Origin of the sequence: Solibacillus isronensis (assembly GCF_023715405.1) — a bacterium.
Classification (GTDB): Bacteria; Bacillota; Bacilli; order Bacillales_A; family Planococcaceae; genus Solibacillus; species Solibacillus isronensis_B.
In genome coordinates this window covers 471,031-488,769 of sequence record NZ_JAMBOC010000001.1, presented here as the reverse complement: position 1 = coordinate 488,769, position 17,739 = coordinate 471,031, and the positions used below count along the sequence as shown (strand labels likewise).

19 protein-coding genes are annotated in these 17,739 nt (G+C 40.2%); 3 read left to right on the top strand and 16 right to left on the bottom strand.

Annotation, left to right across the window (positions count from 1 at the left end; translation table 11 throughout):
* Nucleotides 1–112 precede the first annotated feature (112 nt).
* The 14 genes from kynB to M3166_RS02325 all read right to left on the bottom strand — a co-directional run bounded on the left by kynB (nucleotide 113) and on the right by M3166_RS02325 (nucleotide 12,580).
* Nucleotides 113–742 carry an arylformamidase gene (gene kynB / locus M3166_RS02390; RefSeq protein ID WP_251686985.1) on the bottom strand — a complete coding sequence of 210 codons (630 nt, stop codon included), beginning with the start codon at nucleotides 740–742 and terminating at the stop codon, nucleotides 113–115.
* 10 nt (nucleotides 743–752) lie between these two features.
* On the bottom strand, nucleotides 753–2,099 hold the full coding sequence (locus M3166_RS02385; RefSeq protein WP_251686983.1) for a sodium-dependent transporter: 1,347 nt from the start codon (nucleotides 2,097–2,099) through the stop codon (nucleotides 753–755).
* 32 nt (nucleotides 2,100–2,131) lie between these two features.
* A complete protein-coding gene (gene kynA / locus M3166_RS02380; RefSeq protein ID WP_251686981.1) occupies nucleotides 2,132–2,989 on the bottom strand; it encodes a tryptophan 2,3-dioxygenase in 858 nt (285 codons plus the stop codon).
* 11 nt (nucleotides 2,990–3,000) lie between these two features.
* Nucleotides 3,001–4,260, bottom strand: coding sequence for a kynureninase (gene kynU / locus M3166_RS02375; RefSeq protein ID WP_251686979.1), 1,260 nt, complete (start codon nucleotides 4,258–4,260; stop codon nucleotides 3,001–3,003).
* Between the two features lie 136 nt (nucleotides 4,261–4,396).
* Nucleotides 4,397–5,284 (bottom strand): signal recognition particle, encoded by an 888-nt coding sequence (locus tag M3166_RS02370; protein ID WP_251686978.1) that lies wholly within the window; start codon nucleotides 5,282–5,284, stop codon nucleotides 4,397–4,399.
* Complete coding sequence (locus M3166_RS02365; RefSeq protein WP_251686976.1) at nucleotides 5,277–5,753, bottom strand: RNA polymerase sigma factor; 477 nt, start codon at nucleotides 5,751–5,753, stop codon at nucleotides 5,277–5,279. Before M3166_RS02365 ends, M3166_RS02370 begins: the two co-directional genes overlap by 8 nt.
* Nucleotides 5,754–5,856: 103 nt before the next feature.
* Complete coding sequence (locus M3166_RS02360) at nucleotides 5,857–6,039, bottom strand: hypothetical protein (RefSeq protein ID WP_251686974.1); 183 nt, start codon at nucleotides 6,037–6,039, stop codon at nucleotides 5,857–5,859.
* Nucleotides 6,040–6,169: 130 nt separating this feature from the next.
* Nucleotides 6,170–6,880 carry a response regulator transcription factor gene (locus M3166_RS02355; protein WP_251686972.1) on the bottom strand — a complete coding sequence of 237 codons (711 nt, stop codon included), beginning with the start codon at nucleotides 6,878–6,880 and terminating at the stop codon, nucleotides 6,170–6,172.
* A 238-nt stretch (nucleotides 6,881–7,118) separates the two neighbouring features.
* Nucleotides 7,119–7,772 carry a phosphate signaling complex protein PhoU gene (gene phoU, locus M3166_RS02350; protein WP_251686970.1) on the bottom strand — a complete coding sequence of 218 codons (654 nt, stop codon included), beginning with the start codon at nucleotides 7,770–7,772 and terminating at the stop codon, nucleotides 7,119–7,121.
* Nucleotides 7,773–7,787: 15 nt separating this feature from the next.
* The gene (gene pstB / locus M3166_RS02345) at nucleotides 7,788–8,600 is read right to left on the bottom strand and encodes a phosphate ABC transporter ATP-binding protein PstB (RefSeq protein WP_251686968.1); all 813 of its coding nucleotides are present in this window, start codon (nucleotides 8,598–8,600) and stop codon (nucleotides 7,788–7,790) included.
* A gap of 16 nt (nucleotides 8,601–8,616) precedes the next feature.
* Complete coding sequence (gene pstA, locus M3166_RS02340; RefSeq protein WP_079527682.1) at nucleotides 8,617–9,441, bottom strand: phosphate ABC transporter permease PstA; 825 nt, start codon at nucleotides 9,439–9,441, stop codon at nucleotides 8,617–8,619.
* Between the two features lies 1 nt (nucleotide 9,442).
* On the bottom strand, nucleotides 9,443–10,357 hold the full coding sequence (gene pstC, locus M3166_RS02335) for a phosphate ABC transporter permease subunit PstC (protein ID WP_251686966.1): 915 nt from the start codon (nucleotides 10,355–10,357) through the stop codon (nucleotides 9,443–9,445).
* A gap of 21 nt (nucleotides 10,358–10,378) precedes the next feature.
* The gene (locus M3166_RS02330) at nucleotides 10,379–11,206 is read right to left on the bottom strand and encodes a phosphate ABC transporter substrate-binding protein (RefSeq protein ID WP_251686964.1); all 828 of its coding nucleotides are present in this window, start codon (nucleotides 11,204–11,206) and stop codon (nucleotides 10,379–10,381) included.
* A 420-nt stretch (nucleotides 11,207–11,626) separates the two neighbouring features.
* On the bottom strand, nucleotides 11,627–12,580 hold the full coding sequence (locus M3166_RS02325) for a rhodanese-related sulfurtransferase (RefSeq protein ID WP_251686962.1): 954 nt from the start codon (nucleotides 12,578–12,580) through the stop codon (nucleotides 11,627–11,629).
* 184 nt (nucleotides 12,581–12,764) lie between these two features.
* On the opposite strand from M3166_RS02325, the gene M3166_RS02320 reads away from it, so the two are divergent.
* Nucleotides 12,765–12,914: a hypothetical protein gene (locus tag M3166_RS02320; protein WP_251686960.1), complete on the top strand. Its 150-nt coding sequence runs from the start codon at nucleotides 12,765–12,767 to the stop codon at nucleotides 12,912–12,914.
* A gap of 1 nt (nucleotide 12,915) precedes the next feature.
* Here the strand turns inward: M3166_RS02320 and M3166_RS02315 are convergent, their stop codons facing one another.
* A complete protein-coding gene (locus tag M3166_RS02315) occupies nucleotides 12,916–13,278 on the bottom strand; it encodes a VOC family protein (protein WP_251686958.1) in 363 nt (120 codons plus the stop codon).
* A 313-nt stretch (nucleotides 13,279–13,591) separates the two neighbouring features.
* Between M3166_RS02315 and M3166_RS02310 the strand changes: the two genes are divergently transcribed.
* Both M3166_RS02310 and M3166_RS02305 read left to right on the top strand, forming a co-directional pair.
* Nucleotides 13,592–14,227, top strand: a complete 636-nt coding sequence (locus M3166_RS02310) for a 2OG-Fe(II) oxygenase (RefSeq protein ID WP_251686956.1) — start codon at nucleotides 13,592–13,594, stop codon at nucleotides 14,225–14,227.
* 55 nt (nucleotides 14,228–14,282) lie between these two features.
* Nucleotides 14,283–15,059: a YqjF family protein gene (locus M3166_RS02305; RefSeq protein WP_251686954.1), complete on the top strand. Its 777-nt coding sequence runs from the start codon at nucleotides 14,283–14,285 to the stop codon at nucleotides 15,057–15,059.
* Nucleotides 15,060–15,125: 66 nt separating this feature from the next.
* Here M3166_RS02305 and M3166_RS02300 read toward each other — a convergent pair whose 3' ends face one another.
* Nucleotides 15,126–17,693 (bottom strand): vitamin B12-dependent ribonucleotide reductase, encoded by a 2,568-nt coding sequence (locus M3166_RS02300; protein ID WP_251686952.1) that lies wholly within the window; start codon nucleotides 17,691–17,693, stop codon nucleotides 15,126–15,128.
* Nucleotides 17,694–17,739: the final 46 nt, after the last annotated feature.

Here is a 17,739-nt window from a genome sequence, read left to right as displayed (position 1 = left end):
TTATAGGTATATATTACAACCCTTTTTTATACAATACAATGGACTTTTGTATTGAGAAGGGAAAATTTTCAAAAAAAGAGCTCACGAATATTTAATCGTGAGCTTCTCATCATTATTCTGCTGAATCAACTTTTTTACGAACGACCGCACGAACAGGTGCACCGTCAGCACCTGCTATTTTTAGCGGCAGTGCGATCAGTTCATAAATACCTTGCTGAACTTGCCTTAAATCGAGCCCTTCCAGAATATGAATGCCATGTTCGTACAACTTATGATGTGCCAATACTTCCTTGCTGTCCAACGGATCAACGGAAGGATTGTCAATGCCAAGCAATATTACACCGCGCTCTTTTAAAAATGGCGCGACATCAGGAGAAATTACGGGAATGGTTCCCGGAAATTCTTCACCGAGCTGTTCCACTGTTTTAAATAGTACACGCTTTACACTATGGAAATCCATCGATGCCAAAGACTGAGCTGTAATGACTTCCTGCCCAATACAATCCACAATCACGCAGTCACCGATATACACATTTACATCCAATTGCTCGATTGTCTCAGCTTCACTGTTAAAATGAAACGGTGCATCTGCATGTGTACCCGTGTGCAGCGAAGTCGTGATTCGCCCGATATTGACCGAGCCCGTCTGTTGTTTCGTAAACCCGACTTCAAAAGAAAACGGTGTATCCCCCGGCCAGTTCGGCATCCCATTTTTCATCGTCTGTGTAATATCAATCCACATGGCTTCACCCCTAATATTGAATGACTAAATATGCAAGAACCACGACAATGACTGTCGGTACAACGAAGGTCATTAAAAAGCGATATGTTTTATAAAAGCCTTCACCCATTTTACTTCCTTGCAACAGCTCGCTTTTCACAAGATTTTTATCCATAATATGCATTATAAAAATCGCGATTAGCAAGTTGCCGACCGGTAAAATGATATTCGAAACTAAAAAGTCGGTGAAATCAAAAATATTGCGTCCAAAAATCGAAACATCACCTAATGTACTGTACGTTAATGTCGAAGGAATCGAAGCGATAAATACAAAGATACCGATGATGATTGTAATTTTTGCACGGCTAATTTTCCATTTTTCAATAATGGCAGCAACGATAATTTCATACATACTAAACGCTGACGTTAATGTTGCAAATAAAAACAGAATTAAGAATAGCGCTAAAAACAGTTCACCAAACGGCATTTGCGAGAACGCTGCAGGCAATACCATGAACAATAATGGTGGTCCGCTCGCCACTTCCATATCAAAGGCAAAAACAACCGGGAAAATCGCCAGTCCCGCCAAGAACGATACGAAAATACTTAATCCTACAACAGAACCTGCTGAATTCGGTAAGCTCACATCTTTCTTTAAATAAGAACTATATGTAACTAAACATGAGAATCCAACAGCCAGCGCAAAAAATGATTGCCCTAACGCATACAAAATTGATTCACCGGTAATGTTCGAAAAGTCCGGATACAGGAAAAACTTAATCCCTTCCATTGCTCCGTCCAATGTTACGGCTCTTACAACTAAAACGAAGAACATAATAAACAGTAACGGCATCATGAATTTATTTGCCTTTTCAATCCCGTTTTGAACACCAAGCGCAATGATTACAACATTCGCCAATGTAAACAATCCCAAACCGAGTAAAGCAATCCAAGGTGTACCTGTTACTTGTCCGAAAAATGCCCCTGGTTCCACAGTCGGCGCGATAACTTCTCCCACAACCGAAACTCCGCTGTAAACAAAAATCCAGCCGCCAACTACACTGTAAAACGATAATAATAAGAAACAGCCAATAATGCCGAGCTTACCAATCCAAGCCCAAGCCTTCGTATTCGGCGCCAATACTTTATAGGCAGTAACCGCCTCTTTTTGTGTGGCACGCCCGATAATATATTCCGATAAAAGCATTGGCAGCCCGATAATTAATGTCAGCAGCACAAAAATCAGGAAGAATGCGCCACCTCCACTTTGACCGGCTACATAAGGCATTTTCCAAATTGCCCCGAGCCCAATCGCTGCGCCCGCTGACGCTAATACAAATCCTAACTTACTTGACCACTGTCCTTTACTCTTCTCCATCTGTCTCACTCCACTCATCTGTCTAACCTAAGCTATAGTACTGTCCGCAAATCCCAAAGTTCCGGGAAAAAGCGGTGATCGAGCACTTTTCGCAAATAATTGACCCCTGATGAGCCACCTGTGCCCACTTTAAAGCCAATGATGCGCTCGACCGTTTTCATATGACGGAAACGCCACTGCTGCAAGGAATCTTCAATATCGACAAGCTTTTCACCAAGCTGGTATAAATCCCAGTATTTATCGATATTTTCATAGACGGTCTTCCATGCGGCGGCAACAGAATCGTCACCACTATATACTACCGAAAAATCACGATTTAGCAAAGCTTCAGTTATTGGCAATCCTGCTTTAGCCAATGCTTGAATCGCTACATCATAAATACTCGGCGCATCGTACGCCTCTTTAAGAACTGCGAGAATGTCCGGTTCTTTCTCATAGATTTTGAGTATATATGGTGTTTTATAGCCAAGTGCAAATTCGATTAAGCGATACTGATAACTTTGGAACCCCGATGCTTTCCCCAGTTCATCCCGAAACTCCAAATATTCCGCCGGAGTCATCGTTGCTAATACATCCCACGCCTGAATAATCTGCATTTGGATTTTCGATACGCGTGCGAGCATTTTAAATGCTGGCTGCATTTCACCTTTTTCAATCGCTTGTATCGCACCGCGCATTTCGTGGATGATGAGCTTCATCCACAGTTCACTCACCTGGTGAATAATAATAAACAGCATCTCATCATGATGGTCGGAAAGACGATTTTGACTGTTTAAAAGAGGGGCCAGACTCAAATAATCGCTGTACGTCATTTCTTCACGGAAATCCGTATGAATCCCCTTTTCATCCTTTAGCTTGTGTTGCAAATCCGAAATTGAACGTTTATCCACTAAACCACCCCTTATGCAATGATGTCTCGTTTATTTTCGTGCTTCTCATAAGTTTTGTTTGTAATAATTTCTTTTAAAATCTGCACTGATTGCCATACTTCCTCATAGGAATTATAAAGCGCAACCGGTGCCAGGCGGATGCCATTCGGTGCACGGAAATCAGGTACAACGCCGTACTCTTTTAATGTTTTACAAATTCTTGCCGCCTCGTCATGCACTAAAAACAGATGGCCGCCACGTGTGTCATCAAGCGGATTGCCGAATGTAAACGTATTTGGTAACTCCTGCTCAATACAATCCATCATAAATTGTGTCAACGCGAGTGATTTTTCACGAACCGCTTCGATGCCCGCCTCTACAAACAGTGATAGTGCGCCTTCAATCGGTGCCAAGCTTAATATATGCGGTGTACCGATCTGGTAAGCCCCTGCATGCGGTGCAGCGGTAATTGATACATCCAGATCAAACTGTTTTTCCTTAGCCGAGCCAAACCACCCAGCCAGACCCGGTGCTGTTCCAAAATGCTTTTCATGAACGTACAATCCTGCAACTGAACCCGGTCCACCGTTCAAATGCTTATAATTGCACCAAAATGCAAAGTCCGCACCGATTTCATGAAGATGATGCGGAACGGAACCGATCGAATGGCATAGATCAAATCCGACCAATATGCCGCGTTCCTGTGCTGCTTCCGTAATCGCCTGCAGATCCAACACTTGGCCACTCCGGTATAAGACAGCAGGCAAAACCGCAACCGCCACATCATCTGTCATCGCTTCGATGATGGCCTCTGTCGTAATTGTTTGCCCGTCTTCACTTTTCACCAGCTGCATACTGCTTTCCGGCAAATTGTGCAAAGCAATTTGACTGGCAATCGCATACAAGTCCGACGGGAAGTTCAGTTCATCTGCCAAAATTTTATAGCGTGCCGCAGTCGGTTTGAAAAACGTAGCCAACAGCTGGTGCAAATTCGTTGTTGTCGAACCAGTCAGCATTACTTCTTCACTTTTGGCACCTATTAAAGGAGCGCACATCGCCGAAAGCTTTTCGGAGAAATAAAACCAAGGATGCTCCCCATTTGTCCAACCGTCAATCCCGTAATCTTTCCACGAGTTAAGCAGTGTATGCACCGACTGTTCCGCCCGCTTACACAGCAACCCGAGCGAATTGCCGTCCAAGTATATCTGTCCTTCTTTTTTATAAAACTCATCTGCATATTTCTGCAGTCCATCCAATTCGTCAAGTTGTCTTGCTTTTTCAATCGTTGTCATGCTTCCACCCCTTCTAGTAACTTATTAATATCGTACGGGGGAGAGAATAGGTTGTCAAAGTATTCCGAAAGATAAAAATACTTAAGAACCTGGAAAATAGTCCAAAATCGCTACTTCTGTCCTAATCTGGTTGCAATTAAATTAAAGGCCATAAAAATATATAAATATAAACACCTGCATATACTTTCACCAATACAAACTGGAATATGCGCCATTTATTTTTGCCGTGCTTTACTTCTAATAGGATATTAATAAGTGCTGTCAGCAATAAAAACGAGATGAGCACAAACAGATGTAGTTGTGGTGCGAAAATAAGTAAGATTAGGATTAATAATGTCAGGATTTCCACGACGCTTTGCCAATAGGTAGAATGCATCGGAATGTACCGTTTCGGATCGTCCGGGTCACGCATCTTCTTTTTCACCTTACTCGTCGCAATCATTGCAAACGTCAGGAATACTATGCCAATAATTAAAGATAATGTTCGATCAGCCGGTTCATGAAAATTGATAATTTCCTGCAATGAATTTTCACTTAATAAATATATTTCCCCCGTATCTACATTACGATAATACGTTACTTCGCTTCCTGGGTATTCCTGTATACGCATCACCTGATCATTTTTAAAGCTTAGCCTGTAGCTTTGTTGAATATATGGGTCTTCTATTTTAATATCAGTTTGCTGAAACTGTTGCAGCGCTGTTTCAATCTCTTTTAATGTTTCTTCATTTTTCACCTTTCTCACACCAGCTTGAAAGACGGACTCCGGATCCCCTTCCCATTGCATAAAATAAACCGCTTGTAATGCGCTACGATCCATATTGTCAGACGTGATTTGCTGCTGTATCGGAAATGTACCAACCAAAAACATCGTAATACACGCAATCGCTATCATTACTGCAGGGATTTGCCAGTTAAAAGATTTATTGTTGAGTCGCTGCTGAATTTTATTGAAGTCCTCTTGCTTTTTTTCCGGATCGACTTGAACCTTTTTGAGCTGACTTAACTTTTCGTCATCAAACATCCTCTTTCCCTCCTAACAGTTCCCGTAATGCTTTTAAACCGCGCGCCGTATTATTCTTCACTTTCACTTCACTGCAGCTTAAGATCATTGCCGTCTCTTTTACCGAGTACTCTTCTATGTATCGCAGCACAATCACTTCACGATAATTCCATTTAATTTGCTGGAGGGCGGCATACAGATTTTCATTTTCCGCATTTCGCTCGACTACTGCTTCCGGCAAATCGTCCACTGCAACGGGTTCCGTTTTCAACTGAAAAAAACCAATAATCTTTTTCCTTCGATAATGATCGTATACAAGATTTCTGGCGATTTTTAATAAATAAGTCCGTTCATGTTCAGTATAATTTTTCTGATAAAAGCGGTAAAAGGTTTCTTGCAGTAGATCATGTGTTAAGTCTGTATCATTCGTTAAATAGCGTATATATTTATAAACAGCGTCGTAATGCGCTTCAAAAACTTCCCGTCTCAACCTTACAGCCCCCTTTCTCCTTAAAGACGATTGAGCGATCATTTGGAATCACTTTGCCAAAATAAAAACCCGGGCAAATTTTCGTTTGCCCGGGTTCTCATCATTACACACCCATTTTACGACGGGTATTGCTCGTTTTCTTTGATTGTTGACTCTTCATCTTTTTCGTTGATGTATCACCTTTTAAATTACCTTTGTTGCCAGCTGCATTATTTTTCTTCGCTTCCAGCTGTTGCTTCACTAATTCCTGCAGGCTTAATTTCTTTTTTTCATTTTGTTCAGACATATTCAGACCTCCTCATCAATCTACTTTTCTAAGTATAATCCGTTGCCGTTCCATTTGTAAAAGAAATGATGTAAATAACCTCATAAAAAAACATCTTGAAACTTTCACTCGCTCCAAAATGTTTTCTAATTTATGAACTGTACGTCACTTCCTGTGATGAAAGGTTGAAATAATACCCTAACCCGCTTTTTGTTTTAATCCACTTCGGTGAGCTCGGTTCTTCTTCAATTTTTTCCCGAAGCCTGCGTATATGTACATCGACTGTACGGCGATCCCCTTTTGTAAAGTCCAGTATATCAATAATTTCTTCACGCGATTTAATATTGCCCGGCTGCTCCAGCAAATGAAGCAGCAATTTAAACTCGCGCTTTGTCAAAGGAATTTCCACTTCGTCTTTATACACTTTGAACATGACTAAATCTACACGAAACGGACCAATCAACATTTGGGAAACACGCTCTTGCTGCTGTATTTCTCTTTCGTAGCGTTTTAAATGAATCCTTAAGCGTGTCAGCATTTCTCGGAATCCAAACGGTTTTCGGATATACTCTGTCGCCCCCATTTCAAGCGCCAGTACAATATCCAATTCATCCGTACGCGCACTAATCATGATAATCGGAAAATCATGCTCGAAGCGGACTTGACGGCAAATCTCGATTCCTTCCATATCCGGAAGCATCCAATCAAGCAGCATCGCATCCGGTTCAAACGTTGGGATTGCAGCCAATGCTTCTTTACCCGTTCGTACACTATGGACTTCATAGCTGTCCTTTACTAAATAAATATGCAGTAAATTCACTAAATTTTCGTCATCTTCAACGACTAATATTTTTTTCGTCATTAATGATTCCCCGCTTCTCTAATCAATTACGCCTCGGCGTAATTGTGTCCAGATTCGGTTTGCTTTCGCGCAAAGTATTCCTTACCGAATCTGTGACATCCGCCGGAGGCATTAACTTCTTTCAGCAGGCATTTGAAAACACCCGATGAAAATTGACCAAAAATTATATTAACCTCTATATATATAGATAGACTCTGTGCCTACTGCTTCGCCTAAGCATAAAATCTGCTGAAGGAAGTTAATTTAAATCAAATAGCTGCCCTTTAATAAAGTAAGCTGTTGACTCCGCCATATTGGTAATATGGTCCGCTGCTCGTTCAACAAAACGGTTAATGAACAACAATTGCAATGTTTGTTCGATCTCTTGAGGACTTTCTTTTAAATACTCAGTTAAAAGTGCATAGTTTTCATGATTATTGCGATCTACGATATCATCAAGCTCTCCTACTTCTTTCGCCAATGCGATATCCGCATCGATAAATGCTTTCATTGATTTTTTCAGCATATCCATCGCGACATCTTTCATTTCAACTAATGATGTTCTGTCTAAAATCGTTTCGGCTTTGCTGATGCGAATCGTTGCTTTTGCTGTATTTACCGCAAAGTCGGCAATTCGCTCGATATCGGACGACATTTTGATGACACTGATAATTCGGCGCATGTCGCGGGCTACCGGCTGTTCTTTCGCCATCAGCCAGATCGCCATTTGATTGATTTCATTTTCCAGATCGTCAATGTAGTTGTCCTCTTCAATGACATCCAGTGCCAACACCATATCCTGCTCCTGAAGGGCTTTGAATGCCTTTTCCATCGCAACAACCGTCATGTCGACCATTTCACCCATTTTGTCCTGCAGTTCAAGCATGTTCTTTTCGAAATTTTCGCGAATCATTCCCAAATCCCCCTCTTATCCGAATCGTCCTGTTACGTAATCTTCTGTACGCTCATCTTTTGGTGTTGAAAAAATAACATTCGTATCATCATATTCAATGACTTCCCCATTTAAGAAGAATGCCGTCTTATCGCTAATACGCGCTGCTTGTTGCATGTTGTGCGTTACAATAACAATTGTATAGTCTTTTTTCATTTGTGTAATTAGTTCTTCTACTTTCAATGTAGAAATCGGGTCAAGTGCCGAAGTCGGCTCATCCATTAAAATAACATCCGGCTTCATTGCGATTGCACGTGCGATACAAATACGTTGTTGCTGACCACCAGAAAGGCCTAATGCTGATGATTTTAGACGATCTTTTACTTCATCCCAAATTGCTGCACCGCGTAGAGACTCTTCTACAATTTCATTTAGGATTTTTTTGTTTTTAATTCCTTGCATACGTGGACCATAGGCAACATTGTCATAGATGCTCATTGGGAACAGATTCGACTTTTGGAATACCATCCCGACTCTTGTACGGAGCTTGATGACATCGCTTGTTTCATATACATTTTCACCATCAATATGAATATTCCCGATTACGCGTACACCGTCGATTAGATCATTCATGCGGTTTAATGTACGTAAAAATGTTGATTTACCGCAGCCTGAAGGACCGATTAATGCCGTTACTTCTTTTTCTTTAATGTCCAGATTTACATTGAACAACGCTTGCTTTTCACCATAAAACAAGTTTAAATCATTTACTTTAATTTTTGTTGGTAAAGCGCCTGTAGAAGTCGTCGTTGATTTAAAAATTGATGCTTCAGAAATAGTCATAGTCATATAGGTTTCGCTCCTTTTAATAGTCCGCTTTGTTTAGTTTTTTCGAGATATATGTTGCCGTTAAATTCAATACTAATATAATGACGATTAAAACAATTCCGATTGCTGCTGCAAGTCCGATATCGCCGGCTTCCTGTGTTACTAAATACGAGTGAACCGTCAGTGTACGGGCAGACGAGAAAATACTTGATGGCATTGCCGCTACTGTCCCTGCAGTCAGGAAGATCGCTGCCGATTCACCGACAATACGGCCGATTGATAAGATGATTCCTGATAAAATTCCAGGCATTGCACTTGGCAAAATAACTTTAATTAATGTTTGTAATTTTGTAGTACCTAATGCCAGTGAACCTTCACGATATGTTGCCGGCACTGTTTTTAATGCTTCTTCTGTCGTACGAATAATCACCGGTAATACGATAATCGTTAATGTTAAGGATGCTGAAATAATCGACATTCCCAGTTTTAAAATTACAACGAAGAACACGGCACCGAATAGACCATAAATAATCGATGGAATCCCTGTTAAACTTTCAGTCGCATAACGAATGATGCGTACAAGTCGTCCTTGTTTTGCATACTCGCGTAAATAAACAGCTGCTAAAATTCCGATTGGTGTTGCGATTAAAAGTGAAATGACAATCGTTAAAATCGTTGTAACGATCATCGGGAATATTCCGCCGCCACCTGTTGGCGAATAATCACCGAATATGAAATCAAAACTGATATATGAAAAACCTTTATAGAAAATATAGCCAACGATTACAACTAATACGGCTACTGATACGAATGCGGAACCCCAAAGTAAGCCGCGAAACATATTATCTTTAAATTGTCGCATGTTACTGAGCTCCCTTCGCTGTAATACGTGCTAATACAAAGTTTAAAATTAAGATGAATGAGAATAACACAATCCCTGTTGCAAACAGCATTTCCTGATGTGTTCCTGCTGCATAGCCCATTTCAAGTGCAATATTTGTCGTCAATGGACGTACACTGTCTGTCAGGCTTGTCGGGATAATCAGTGAGTTACCTGCAACTAAAATGACGGCCATCGTTTCACCCAATGCACGCCCTAATCCAAGAACGATTGCTGCCATAATACCTGACTTCGCAGCCGGTACAACAACTTTAAAGATTGTCCCGATTTGGGAAACACCTAAAGCAAGTGAACCTTCTCGATATGTTTTCGGCACTGCACGAATCGCTGTTTCAGCAACTGTTACAATTGTCGGTAACATCATAATCGCCAATACTAAAATGACCGCGATTAAACTTTGTCCGCGTGCTAATCCAAGATTGTCCTGTAAAAATGGAACGATAATCGCTAAACCGAATACCCCGTATAATACTGATGGAATACCGGCCAATAGCTGAATTGCCGGAGATACGATTTTAGCTACGGATTTCGGTGCAATCTCCGCCAAGAAAATCGCTGTTAATAATCCGATTGGTACCCCGATTACAAGTGCTCCGATCGTTGCGTAAATCGATGCAACAATCATCGGGAAAATACCGAATTTATCTTCTGATGGTACCCAATCACTGCCAAAAAGGAAGTCGAAGAAGCTATAGCCGCCTGTTACGAATGGGTTTGCCCCTTTATAAAATACGAATCCTACAATTAGTAGTAAGCTCACTACTGAAAGAAGCGCACATGCTAAAAATAGTTTCGATGATAAGCTTTCTAAAAAGTATTTTCGCTTATTGCCTTTGCTTATTTGCTGTTCTACTTCGTTTCTGTTTTGTGTGTTCACAAATTTATCCTCCAGCACTAATTATTTCGTTAATGGAATCGCTCCTGCTTCTTCCACAATCTTTTGTCCATCAGCAGTTAAAATGAATTCCATAAACTTTGATGCTGCTTCCGGAACGCTCTCTTTATAAACAAATAGGAATGGACGAGATAATTTATAGTTGCCATCCAATACATTGCCCGCTTCTGCCTTAACGCCATTAATGTCCATCGCTGAAACTGTTTCATCGATATATTCGAATGAGATGAATCCTATCGCATGTTTGTTCATCGCAACCGTTGTTTTAATATTTCCGTTTCCGCTTGCTACGATTGCATTACGAATCAGTTGTCCAGATTCATAGCCGACGATTTCCTGGAATGCATCACGTGAACCAGATCCGTCCTCACGTGAAACAACGACGATTTCCATATCTTTTCCGCCAACTTCTTTCCAGTTAGTGATTTCCCCTGTGAAGATTTGTTTTACTTGCTCCATCGTTAAATCCTTAACTGGGTTTGATGGATGTGCAACAACTACAATCCCGTCATAAGCAATAACCAACTCTTGAATACCGGATTCGATTTCTTCCTGCTTCAGATCACGAGACGACATTCCGATTTGTGAGACATCGTTGATCGCATTTGTAATCCCTGCTGATGAACCGATTTGATTTATTTCAATTTTAACGTCTTCTGTTTCTTCATATTTTGCTGCTAATTTCTCTGCTAAAGGTCCAACTGATGTAGAACCTGAAATCGTTACTAAGTCTCCGCCAGAAGAGGACTCCGTAGAATCTTCATTACTGCAAGCTGCTAATACTACCATTAGAATTGTTAACCCAATGAAGTAACGTGTTTTTTTCAACATACTTCAATCCTCCATCAACATGAATGTTTTCTACCTGCTTTAACAATACATTCATAAAATTAATATCATGTATTAAACATGTAAACCTTATGTAAATTATGAAGAAACGATCTTTTTATTATGTAAAATTATTCAATTAAATCTGAAAATTTAAAATAATAGGGCTGAATTGTAAATATTTATGAGATTTTTTAACAAGTTAGAGGGAATTATTATGAGGAATTAAATAATTAATTTATAAAAGAAAAGGAAATATGTCGATATTATGTTCAAATCTTTATTGAACAATGTAAGAAATACAGAAAACAGACAATTTGCAATGAATATTTAGAAAAATCTATTTACATTACATTTACAAAAGGGTGTTTTGTTTACAAAAAAGAAAAATGCATCCCTATAAAGAGATGCATTTAAAATCTATTATACTGTAGCTTCAGCTTCTAATAATTCAATCGCTTGCTGTACTTGCTCTTCCGTTAGGTTATGACGGACGATATAACGATTGCGTTCATGTTTCGTACATTCGATTGTACAGCCACCTAAATGCTTCGCTTCGTTTTCCTCTGATGCAATGATTTGCTCATTACATTCAGGGTTAGCACAATTAATATAGCGTTCACATGGTGTTCCATCAAAGTGGTCACGTCCAACAATCACGTGTTCTACCTGGTTGATTGGCACTGTCAGACGCTCATCGAATACGTACATTTGACCATCCCATAGCTGACCTTTAGCAACCGGATCTTTACCGTATGTTGCAACGCCGCCATGTAATTGACCAACATCACCAAAACCTTCTCGCTTCATCCAACCTGAGAATTTCTCACAGCGGATTCCGCCTGTACAATATGTTAATACATTTTTACCTTCGAATAATTCACGGTTTTCACGTACCCATTGCGGTGTATCACGGAAATTCTTTACTTCTGGACGAATTGCTCCGCGGAAGTGACCGACATCATATTCATATGTGTTTCGTACATCGAGTACGACTGTGTTTTCATCTTGCATTTCTTCCAGGAATTGCTCCGGAGATAAATAGCGACCTGTTAATTCATGCGGGTTCACATCTTCTTCCAAGCCTAAGTGCACAAGCTCAGGACGTGGACGTACATGCATTTTTTTGAACGCATGGCCTTCTGCTGGATCAATTTTGAAAACAATCCCTTTGAATAATGGATGTGCTTCCATCATATCGATATAGCTTTGTGTTTGCTCAATCGTACCTGAAACCGTACCGTTAATCCCTTCACGGGCAACTAAAATACGACCTTTTAATCCAATTTCCTTACATGCAGCTAAATGCTCTTCTGAAAAAGCAGCCGGATTTTCAATCGTTGTGTAATGATAATACAATAATACTTGATAATTCATTTTTTTCACCTATCATTCAATATATTTGCAGGATATACCTGATAGTTTAAAACTACCTTACAATGATACGCGATTTCCGGTAAATTTACCATCATTATTTAGGTGGAGGTTTTTAGAAATAATTAACTATTCTTTTTAATATTAGTATAATAGATGTAATACTAATTTGAATGGAGGTATTTTTGTGGGCTTTTTAATTTTCGCACTACTAATCATCATTACCTTTACCGCATTGGCAATTGAAAGAATCCTAAAAGATATACGATCACAGAACAAAGAAATTATTGAGCTATTATCAAAAGCTGATGAGAATAAAAATAATAAACTGGAATAGATTAAACTGGTTGAATCATCTCCACTCTATTTCCAAAAGGGTCTCTAAACTCAAAACGTTCATAATTAGGAATGGGTACGGAGTCCAAAATCTCAATTTCATTTTCCATCAATACTTCTCTCCAATAGGTAATATCCTCAACTTCGTAGGCGAGGTGCGCTTTAGTTGTAAACCGATTAAAGCCATCTTCTGTCCCTACATGTACTTCCAGGCTTCCTACTTGCAGCCAAAATCCTCCTCGCCCCTTCAGTACAGAAGGTTTTGAAATTTCATTTAAACCTAAAATTTTGCAATAAAAATCTTTCCCTGCTTCCTCCGTACCTTGGGGAATTGTTATTTGTGCATGGTGTAATCCAGTAATCATTCGCTTTCCTCCTCCATAGCTTCCTCTTCTTCCATTACCTTACTTCAAATATGACATAAACAAAATGATAGGTTATTTATGTAAATCCATAACTTTTTCTTATCCTCCTTAAATGCTAGTTGAATTTCCTAAATACTAGCACTTAGGAATCAGCCACCAATTTTTTTTATTATTAACCCATTACTTAAATACCATTAAATTCAATTAAATGGTATAATATGTATTGGAGTAGAAATACATTCTTAACCTACATAAAAGAGTTAGAGTAATGTTTTTGTACTAACTTTGAAGGAATTGCGGAAGGATATAACATATGACAACAGAAATTTCGATTTTACCTATTCAATCTGTTTATTCAATTGACAACCGTACGATAACAGGAGAAGTTCTTCATGAAGAGCCGCTCATTGTAAAGTTTTCGAATGTTTTAAGTGATGAAGAATGTCAGAATATAATCGATTGTGCTTCTTCGCGTTTGGAAAGATCCAAATTAGCAAAAAAAGAAGTAAGTCCGATTCGTACGAGCAGTGGTATGTTTTTTGAGGAAAATGAAAATCCGCTTATTTCAGAAATCGAAAAGCGGATTAGCAGCCTGATGCATCTTCCAATCGAACATGCCGAGGGTCTACAAGTTTTACATTACGAACCCGGTCAGGAATTTAAGGCACACTTTGATTTTTTCGGTCCAAATCACCCTTCAAGCAGTAATAATCGCATTAGCACGTTAGTAGTCTACTTAAATAATGTTGAAGAAGGAGGCGTTACAACGTTTCCTAATCTGGGTATCCTAACTGTACCGGAGAGGGGTTCAGCTATTTACTTTGAATATTTCTACAACGATCAAAAATTAAATGAACTTACCCTACATAGCGGTGAGCCAGTAATACGAGGCGAGAAATGGGTTGCTACCCAATGGATGCGGAAAAAGCAAATCCGCGAACGTTTTTAATCCTTTTCAAAAGGATTTATATAAAATATGATAGATGTGAAGGAAGTGACTAACTATGGTGGAACTCCTATACATACAAGAAAACAAATGGGATGACAGTCATCGTCCTTGGCCGCTGCCTAATTTGCCTTGGGGGATGAAACAAACGTGGAGTGATTTATTATTCGCCCATTATCCGGTTAAATACGAGGTTTTGCGGAAGTTAGTTCCAAATGCGTTGGAACTGGATACGTACGACGGTGTGTGCTGGGTTGGGGTTGTTCCGTTTCGCATGTCTGGTGTGAGACTTCGGGGATTGCCGCCAGTTCCAGGTACCGACGAATTTCCGGAACTTAATGTGCGCACCTATGTAACGATTGACGGAAAACCGGGCGTATACTTTTTCAGTTTGGATGCGGATAATTGGCCGGCTGTAAAAGGGGCCAGGACATTTTTCCATTTACCGTATCATTACGCTAAGATGGATATTAAAAACTTTGGCGATACAGTATTGTTTGAAAGTAAAAGACGCGATCAATCAGACATTGATTTCGCAGCCCGTTATAAACCCGTTTCTGAACCGTTCCTTGCGATAAAAGGGACCTTTGAGGAATGGATTACCGAGCGTTACTGTTTCTACACATTAAATACTGCAGGTGTCCCGGTGCGCTGTGATATTTTGCACCACCCATGGATTTTACAGGAAGCAGAAGGTGAAATCACCCTTAATACAACTCTGTCCAAACAAGGGATTATTGTGGTAAACGATCAGCCGATTCTGCATTTTTCTAAAAAAATCGATGTTCGCGCATGGCCATTAGTAAGTCCTGCTACCGGCCGATTACATTTTTAAAAAGATAAGTCTTACTTTAAAAAGCAAAAACGCAACCCATATTATATGAGTTGCGTTTTCTTTATTTTATAAACCGCATTTCAGCTGTGCACCACAGTTTGTACATGTGTTGCAGCCGCCCATTTCTTCTACCGTACCTTGACGGCAAACCGGGCATGTATTGCCAACTTCCGAACCAATTGTCACATCTGTATCTGTTAACGGCTTAATTGTATCTACTAATACAACCTGACGTTTCACTTGGTCTTCTGTTTGTTTTAATTCTTCAAACTCTAATTGCTCATCTGAATTGGCTTCTTCAGCTTTTAAAGTCAGTACTTGTGTATCACGAGATCCATCGACATACACGGTACCGCCTTTAGCACCGCCGCGGTATAGACGCTCGTACACTTTTTGTACTTGCTCTACGCCATAGCCTTTAGGTGCGTTTACTGTTTTTGAAATGGATGAATCAATCCAGTTTTGAATGATACATTGAACATCTGCATGTGCTTCAGCAGAAAGCTCCATTGATGATTTGAACCAGTCCGGTAAATTATTTTCATCCACACCCGGGTTCGCATCTAAATACTCTTTTACTATCTCAGCTTTTACTTCAATAAACTTCCCTAGACGACCTGAACGGTAGTAAGTGAAGCTGAAGTAAGGTTCAAGCCCTGTTGCAACTCCGACCATTGTACCTGTAGATCCCGTAGGTGCAACCGTCAATAAATGCGAGTTACGAATACCGTTTGCCACAATATTTTCGCGAATATGCTGCGGCATTTTTTTCATGAAGCCTGTGTTAATGAATGCTTCACGTAAACGTGTTGTTTCAGCTTCTGTTTGTCCTTCAAGGAACGGGAAACTGCCGCGCTCTGTTGCCAGTTCAACCGACTCTTCATACGCTGCAACCGCAATCGTCTTGAAGATTTCATCAACTAGTGCATTGCCCTCTTCAGAACCGTACTCTTTCTCACAGTAAATCAACAAATCGGCAAGCCCCATTACACCAAGACCAACTCGGCGTTCACCTAGTGCCTGCTTTTTGTTTTCTTCCAGGAAGTACGGTGTTGCATCAATTACATTATCCTGCATACGTACGCCAACTTTTACCGTTTTGCGTAACGCATCAAAATCAACTGTTTTCGTTTCTTTGTTTGCAAACTTCGCCAAGTTAACAGCAGCCAAGTTACAAACGGAATATGGTGCGAGTGGTTGTTCTCCGCACGGATTTGTCGCAACAACTTTCTGACCGTAAGCTTTTGCATTTGTCATGTCGTTTGCGTTATCAATGAAGAAGATACCAGGTTCTGCCGCATATGTTGCGCAGACATTGATTAAATTCCAAAGTTCTTTTGCTTTGATTGTACGATACGTACGAACTGGATAACCAAGTTTCTCCCATTCGCGAACATCGCCAACTTCATGCCACTTTTCGTTGTAATCCAGCATTTGTGCCGGAGTATAGTTTTCTACATCCGGGAAGCGTAATTCGAAGTCCTGATCGTTTTCTACAGCATCCATAAACTCTTTCGTTAATGTAACCGAAATGTTTGCACCTGTCAGGAAATCCGGATTATGGACTGAATACGTTCCGCCATCGCGTAGCTTCGTTTCAGCGTCACGAATAATCGCTTCGTTAAATCCGCCGAAACCTTCAATATTTTTATAGTTCACAATACCTTGATACATCGCATCTTCCTGCTGTGTTAAAGGCTTGAATTTTAATTTTTCTTTTGCTAGACGAATAATTGATTCATCTGCTGTATTCTCGATCAGATAACGCAGAATACGCGGATTTTGCATTTTGGAAATGATAAACTCCACAATATCCGGATGCCAATCTGCCAGCATAATCATTTGAGCGCCGCGTCTCGATCCACCTTGCTCAACAAGATGTGTCAGCTTGGCAATATCATCAAGCCAGCTTACTGATCCGCTAGATTTACCGTTTACACCGCGCGCCAATGTGTTACGCGGGCGAAGTGTCGAACCGTTCGTACCAACACCACCACCACGGCTCATAATTTCCATTACTTGCTTGCGGTGATCACTGATGCCTTCACGGGAATCGGCTACAAATGGCATTACATAACAGTTGAAGAATGTTACTTCAGTTTCTGAACCTGCCCCGTAAATTACTCGTCCTGCAGGGATAAAGTTCATCGACACAAGCTCTTCGTAAAACTTTCCGAACCATTCTTTGCGCTTTTCTTCTGTTTTCTCAACTGAAGCTAAACCTGTTGCATTACGTTTTGCAATTTGCTCATAAAAAATTTCGAGCGGCTTTTCAATAATATCCAATGAGCGTTCAATAATACCCGTCTCTTGTTCTTCGCCTTCCAATACATGACGGTAATCTTCATCAATTTTAATAAGAGCGGTATTCTTTTCCGGATTAATCGAATGAATAATGCCAAGTCCACGTGCCGGGAATTTCGGATCCTGTTTCACTGTCAAAACAACAAAATCCCCTGTTTTTAATGTTTTCTTTTCCGTATCTTTAAAAGAATAACGGTCAATCATAACAAGACGTGATACACCTTTATGCGTAATATGCATGTCCGGTGTAATCGGGTGCACTTGAGGAAATTGCTCAATATCTTGATTTAACTGATTGACTTGGATGGATTGCTCTAAAACACTTGCCACCGCGTAAGCCCCCCTTTGGACGATTTAATAATTTTAAGTTTCCCTT

What these genes read in the sequence shown, in the direction of transcription:
- kynB (WP_251686985.1), bottom strand. Translation starts at nt 742, where the DNA reads ATGTGGATTGATATTACACAGACGATGAAAAATGGGATGCCGAACTGG.
- M3166_RS02385 (WP_251686983.1), bottom strand. Translation starts at nt 2,099, where the DNA reads ATGGAGAAGAGTAAAGGACAGTGGTCAAGTAAGTTAGGATTTGTATTA.
- kynU (WP_251686979.1), bottom strand. Translation starts at nt 4,260, where the DNA reads ATGACAACGATTGAAAAAGCAAGACAACTTGACGAATTGGATGGACTG.
- M3166_RS02370 (WP_251686978.1), bottom strand. Translation starts at nt 5,284, where the DNA reads ATGTTTGATGACGAAAAGTTAAGTCAGCTCAAAAAGGTTCAAGTCGAT.
- M3166_RS02360 (WP_251686974.1), bottom strand. Translation starts at nt 6,039, where the DNA reads ATGTCTGAACAAAATGAAAAAAAGAAATTAAGCCTGCAGGAATTAGTG.
- M3166_RS02355 (WP_251686972.1), bottom strand. Translation starts at nt 6,880, where the DNA reads ATGACGAAAAAAATATTAGTCGTTGAAGATGACGAAAATTTAGTGAAT.
- phoU (WP_251686970.1), bottom strand. Translation starts at nt 7,772, where the DNA reads ATGATTCGCGAAAATTTCGAAAAGAACATGCTTGAACTGCAGGACAAA.
- pstB (WP_251686968.1), bottom strand. Translation starts at nt 8,600, where the DNA reads ATGACTATGACTATTTCTGAAGCATCAATTTTTAAATCAACGACGACT.
- pstA (WP_079527682.1), bottom strand. Translation starts at nt 9,441, where the DNA reads ATGCGACAATTTAAAGATAATATGTTTCGCGGCTTACTTTGGGGTTCC.
- M3166_RS02330 (WP_251686964.1), bottom strand. Translation starts at nt 11,206, where the DNA reads ATGTTGAAAAAAACACGTTACTTCATTGGGTTAACAATTCTAATGGTA.
- M3166_RS02325 (WP_251686962.1), bottom strand. Translation starts at nt 12,580, where the DNA reads ATGAATTATCAAGTATTATTGTATTATCATTACACAACGATTGAAAAT.
- M3166_RS02315 (WP_251686958.1), bottom strand. Translation starts at nt 13,278, where the DNA reads ATGATTACTGGATTACACCATGCACAAATAACAATTCCCCAAGGTACG.
- M3166_RS02310 (WP_251686956.1), top strand. Translation starts at nt 13,592, where the DNA reads ATGACAACAGAAATTTCGATTTTACCTATTCAATCTGTTTATTCAATT.
- M3166_RS02305 (WP_251686954.1), top strand. Translation starts at nt 14,283, where the DNA reads ATGGTGGAACTCCTATACATACAAGAAAACAAATGGGATGACAGTCAT.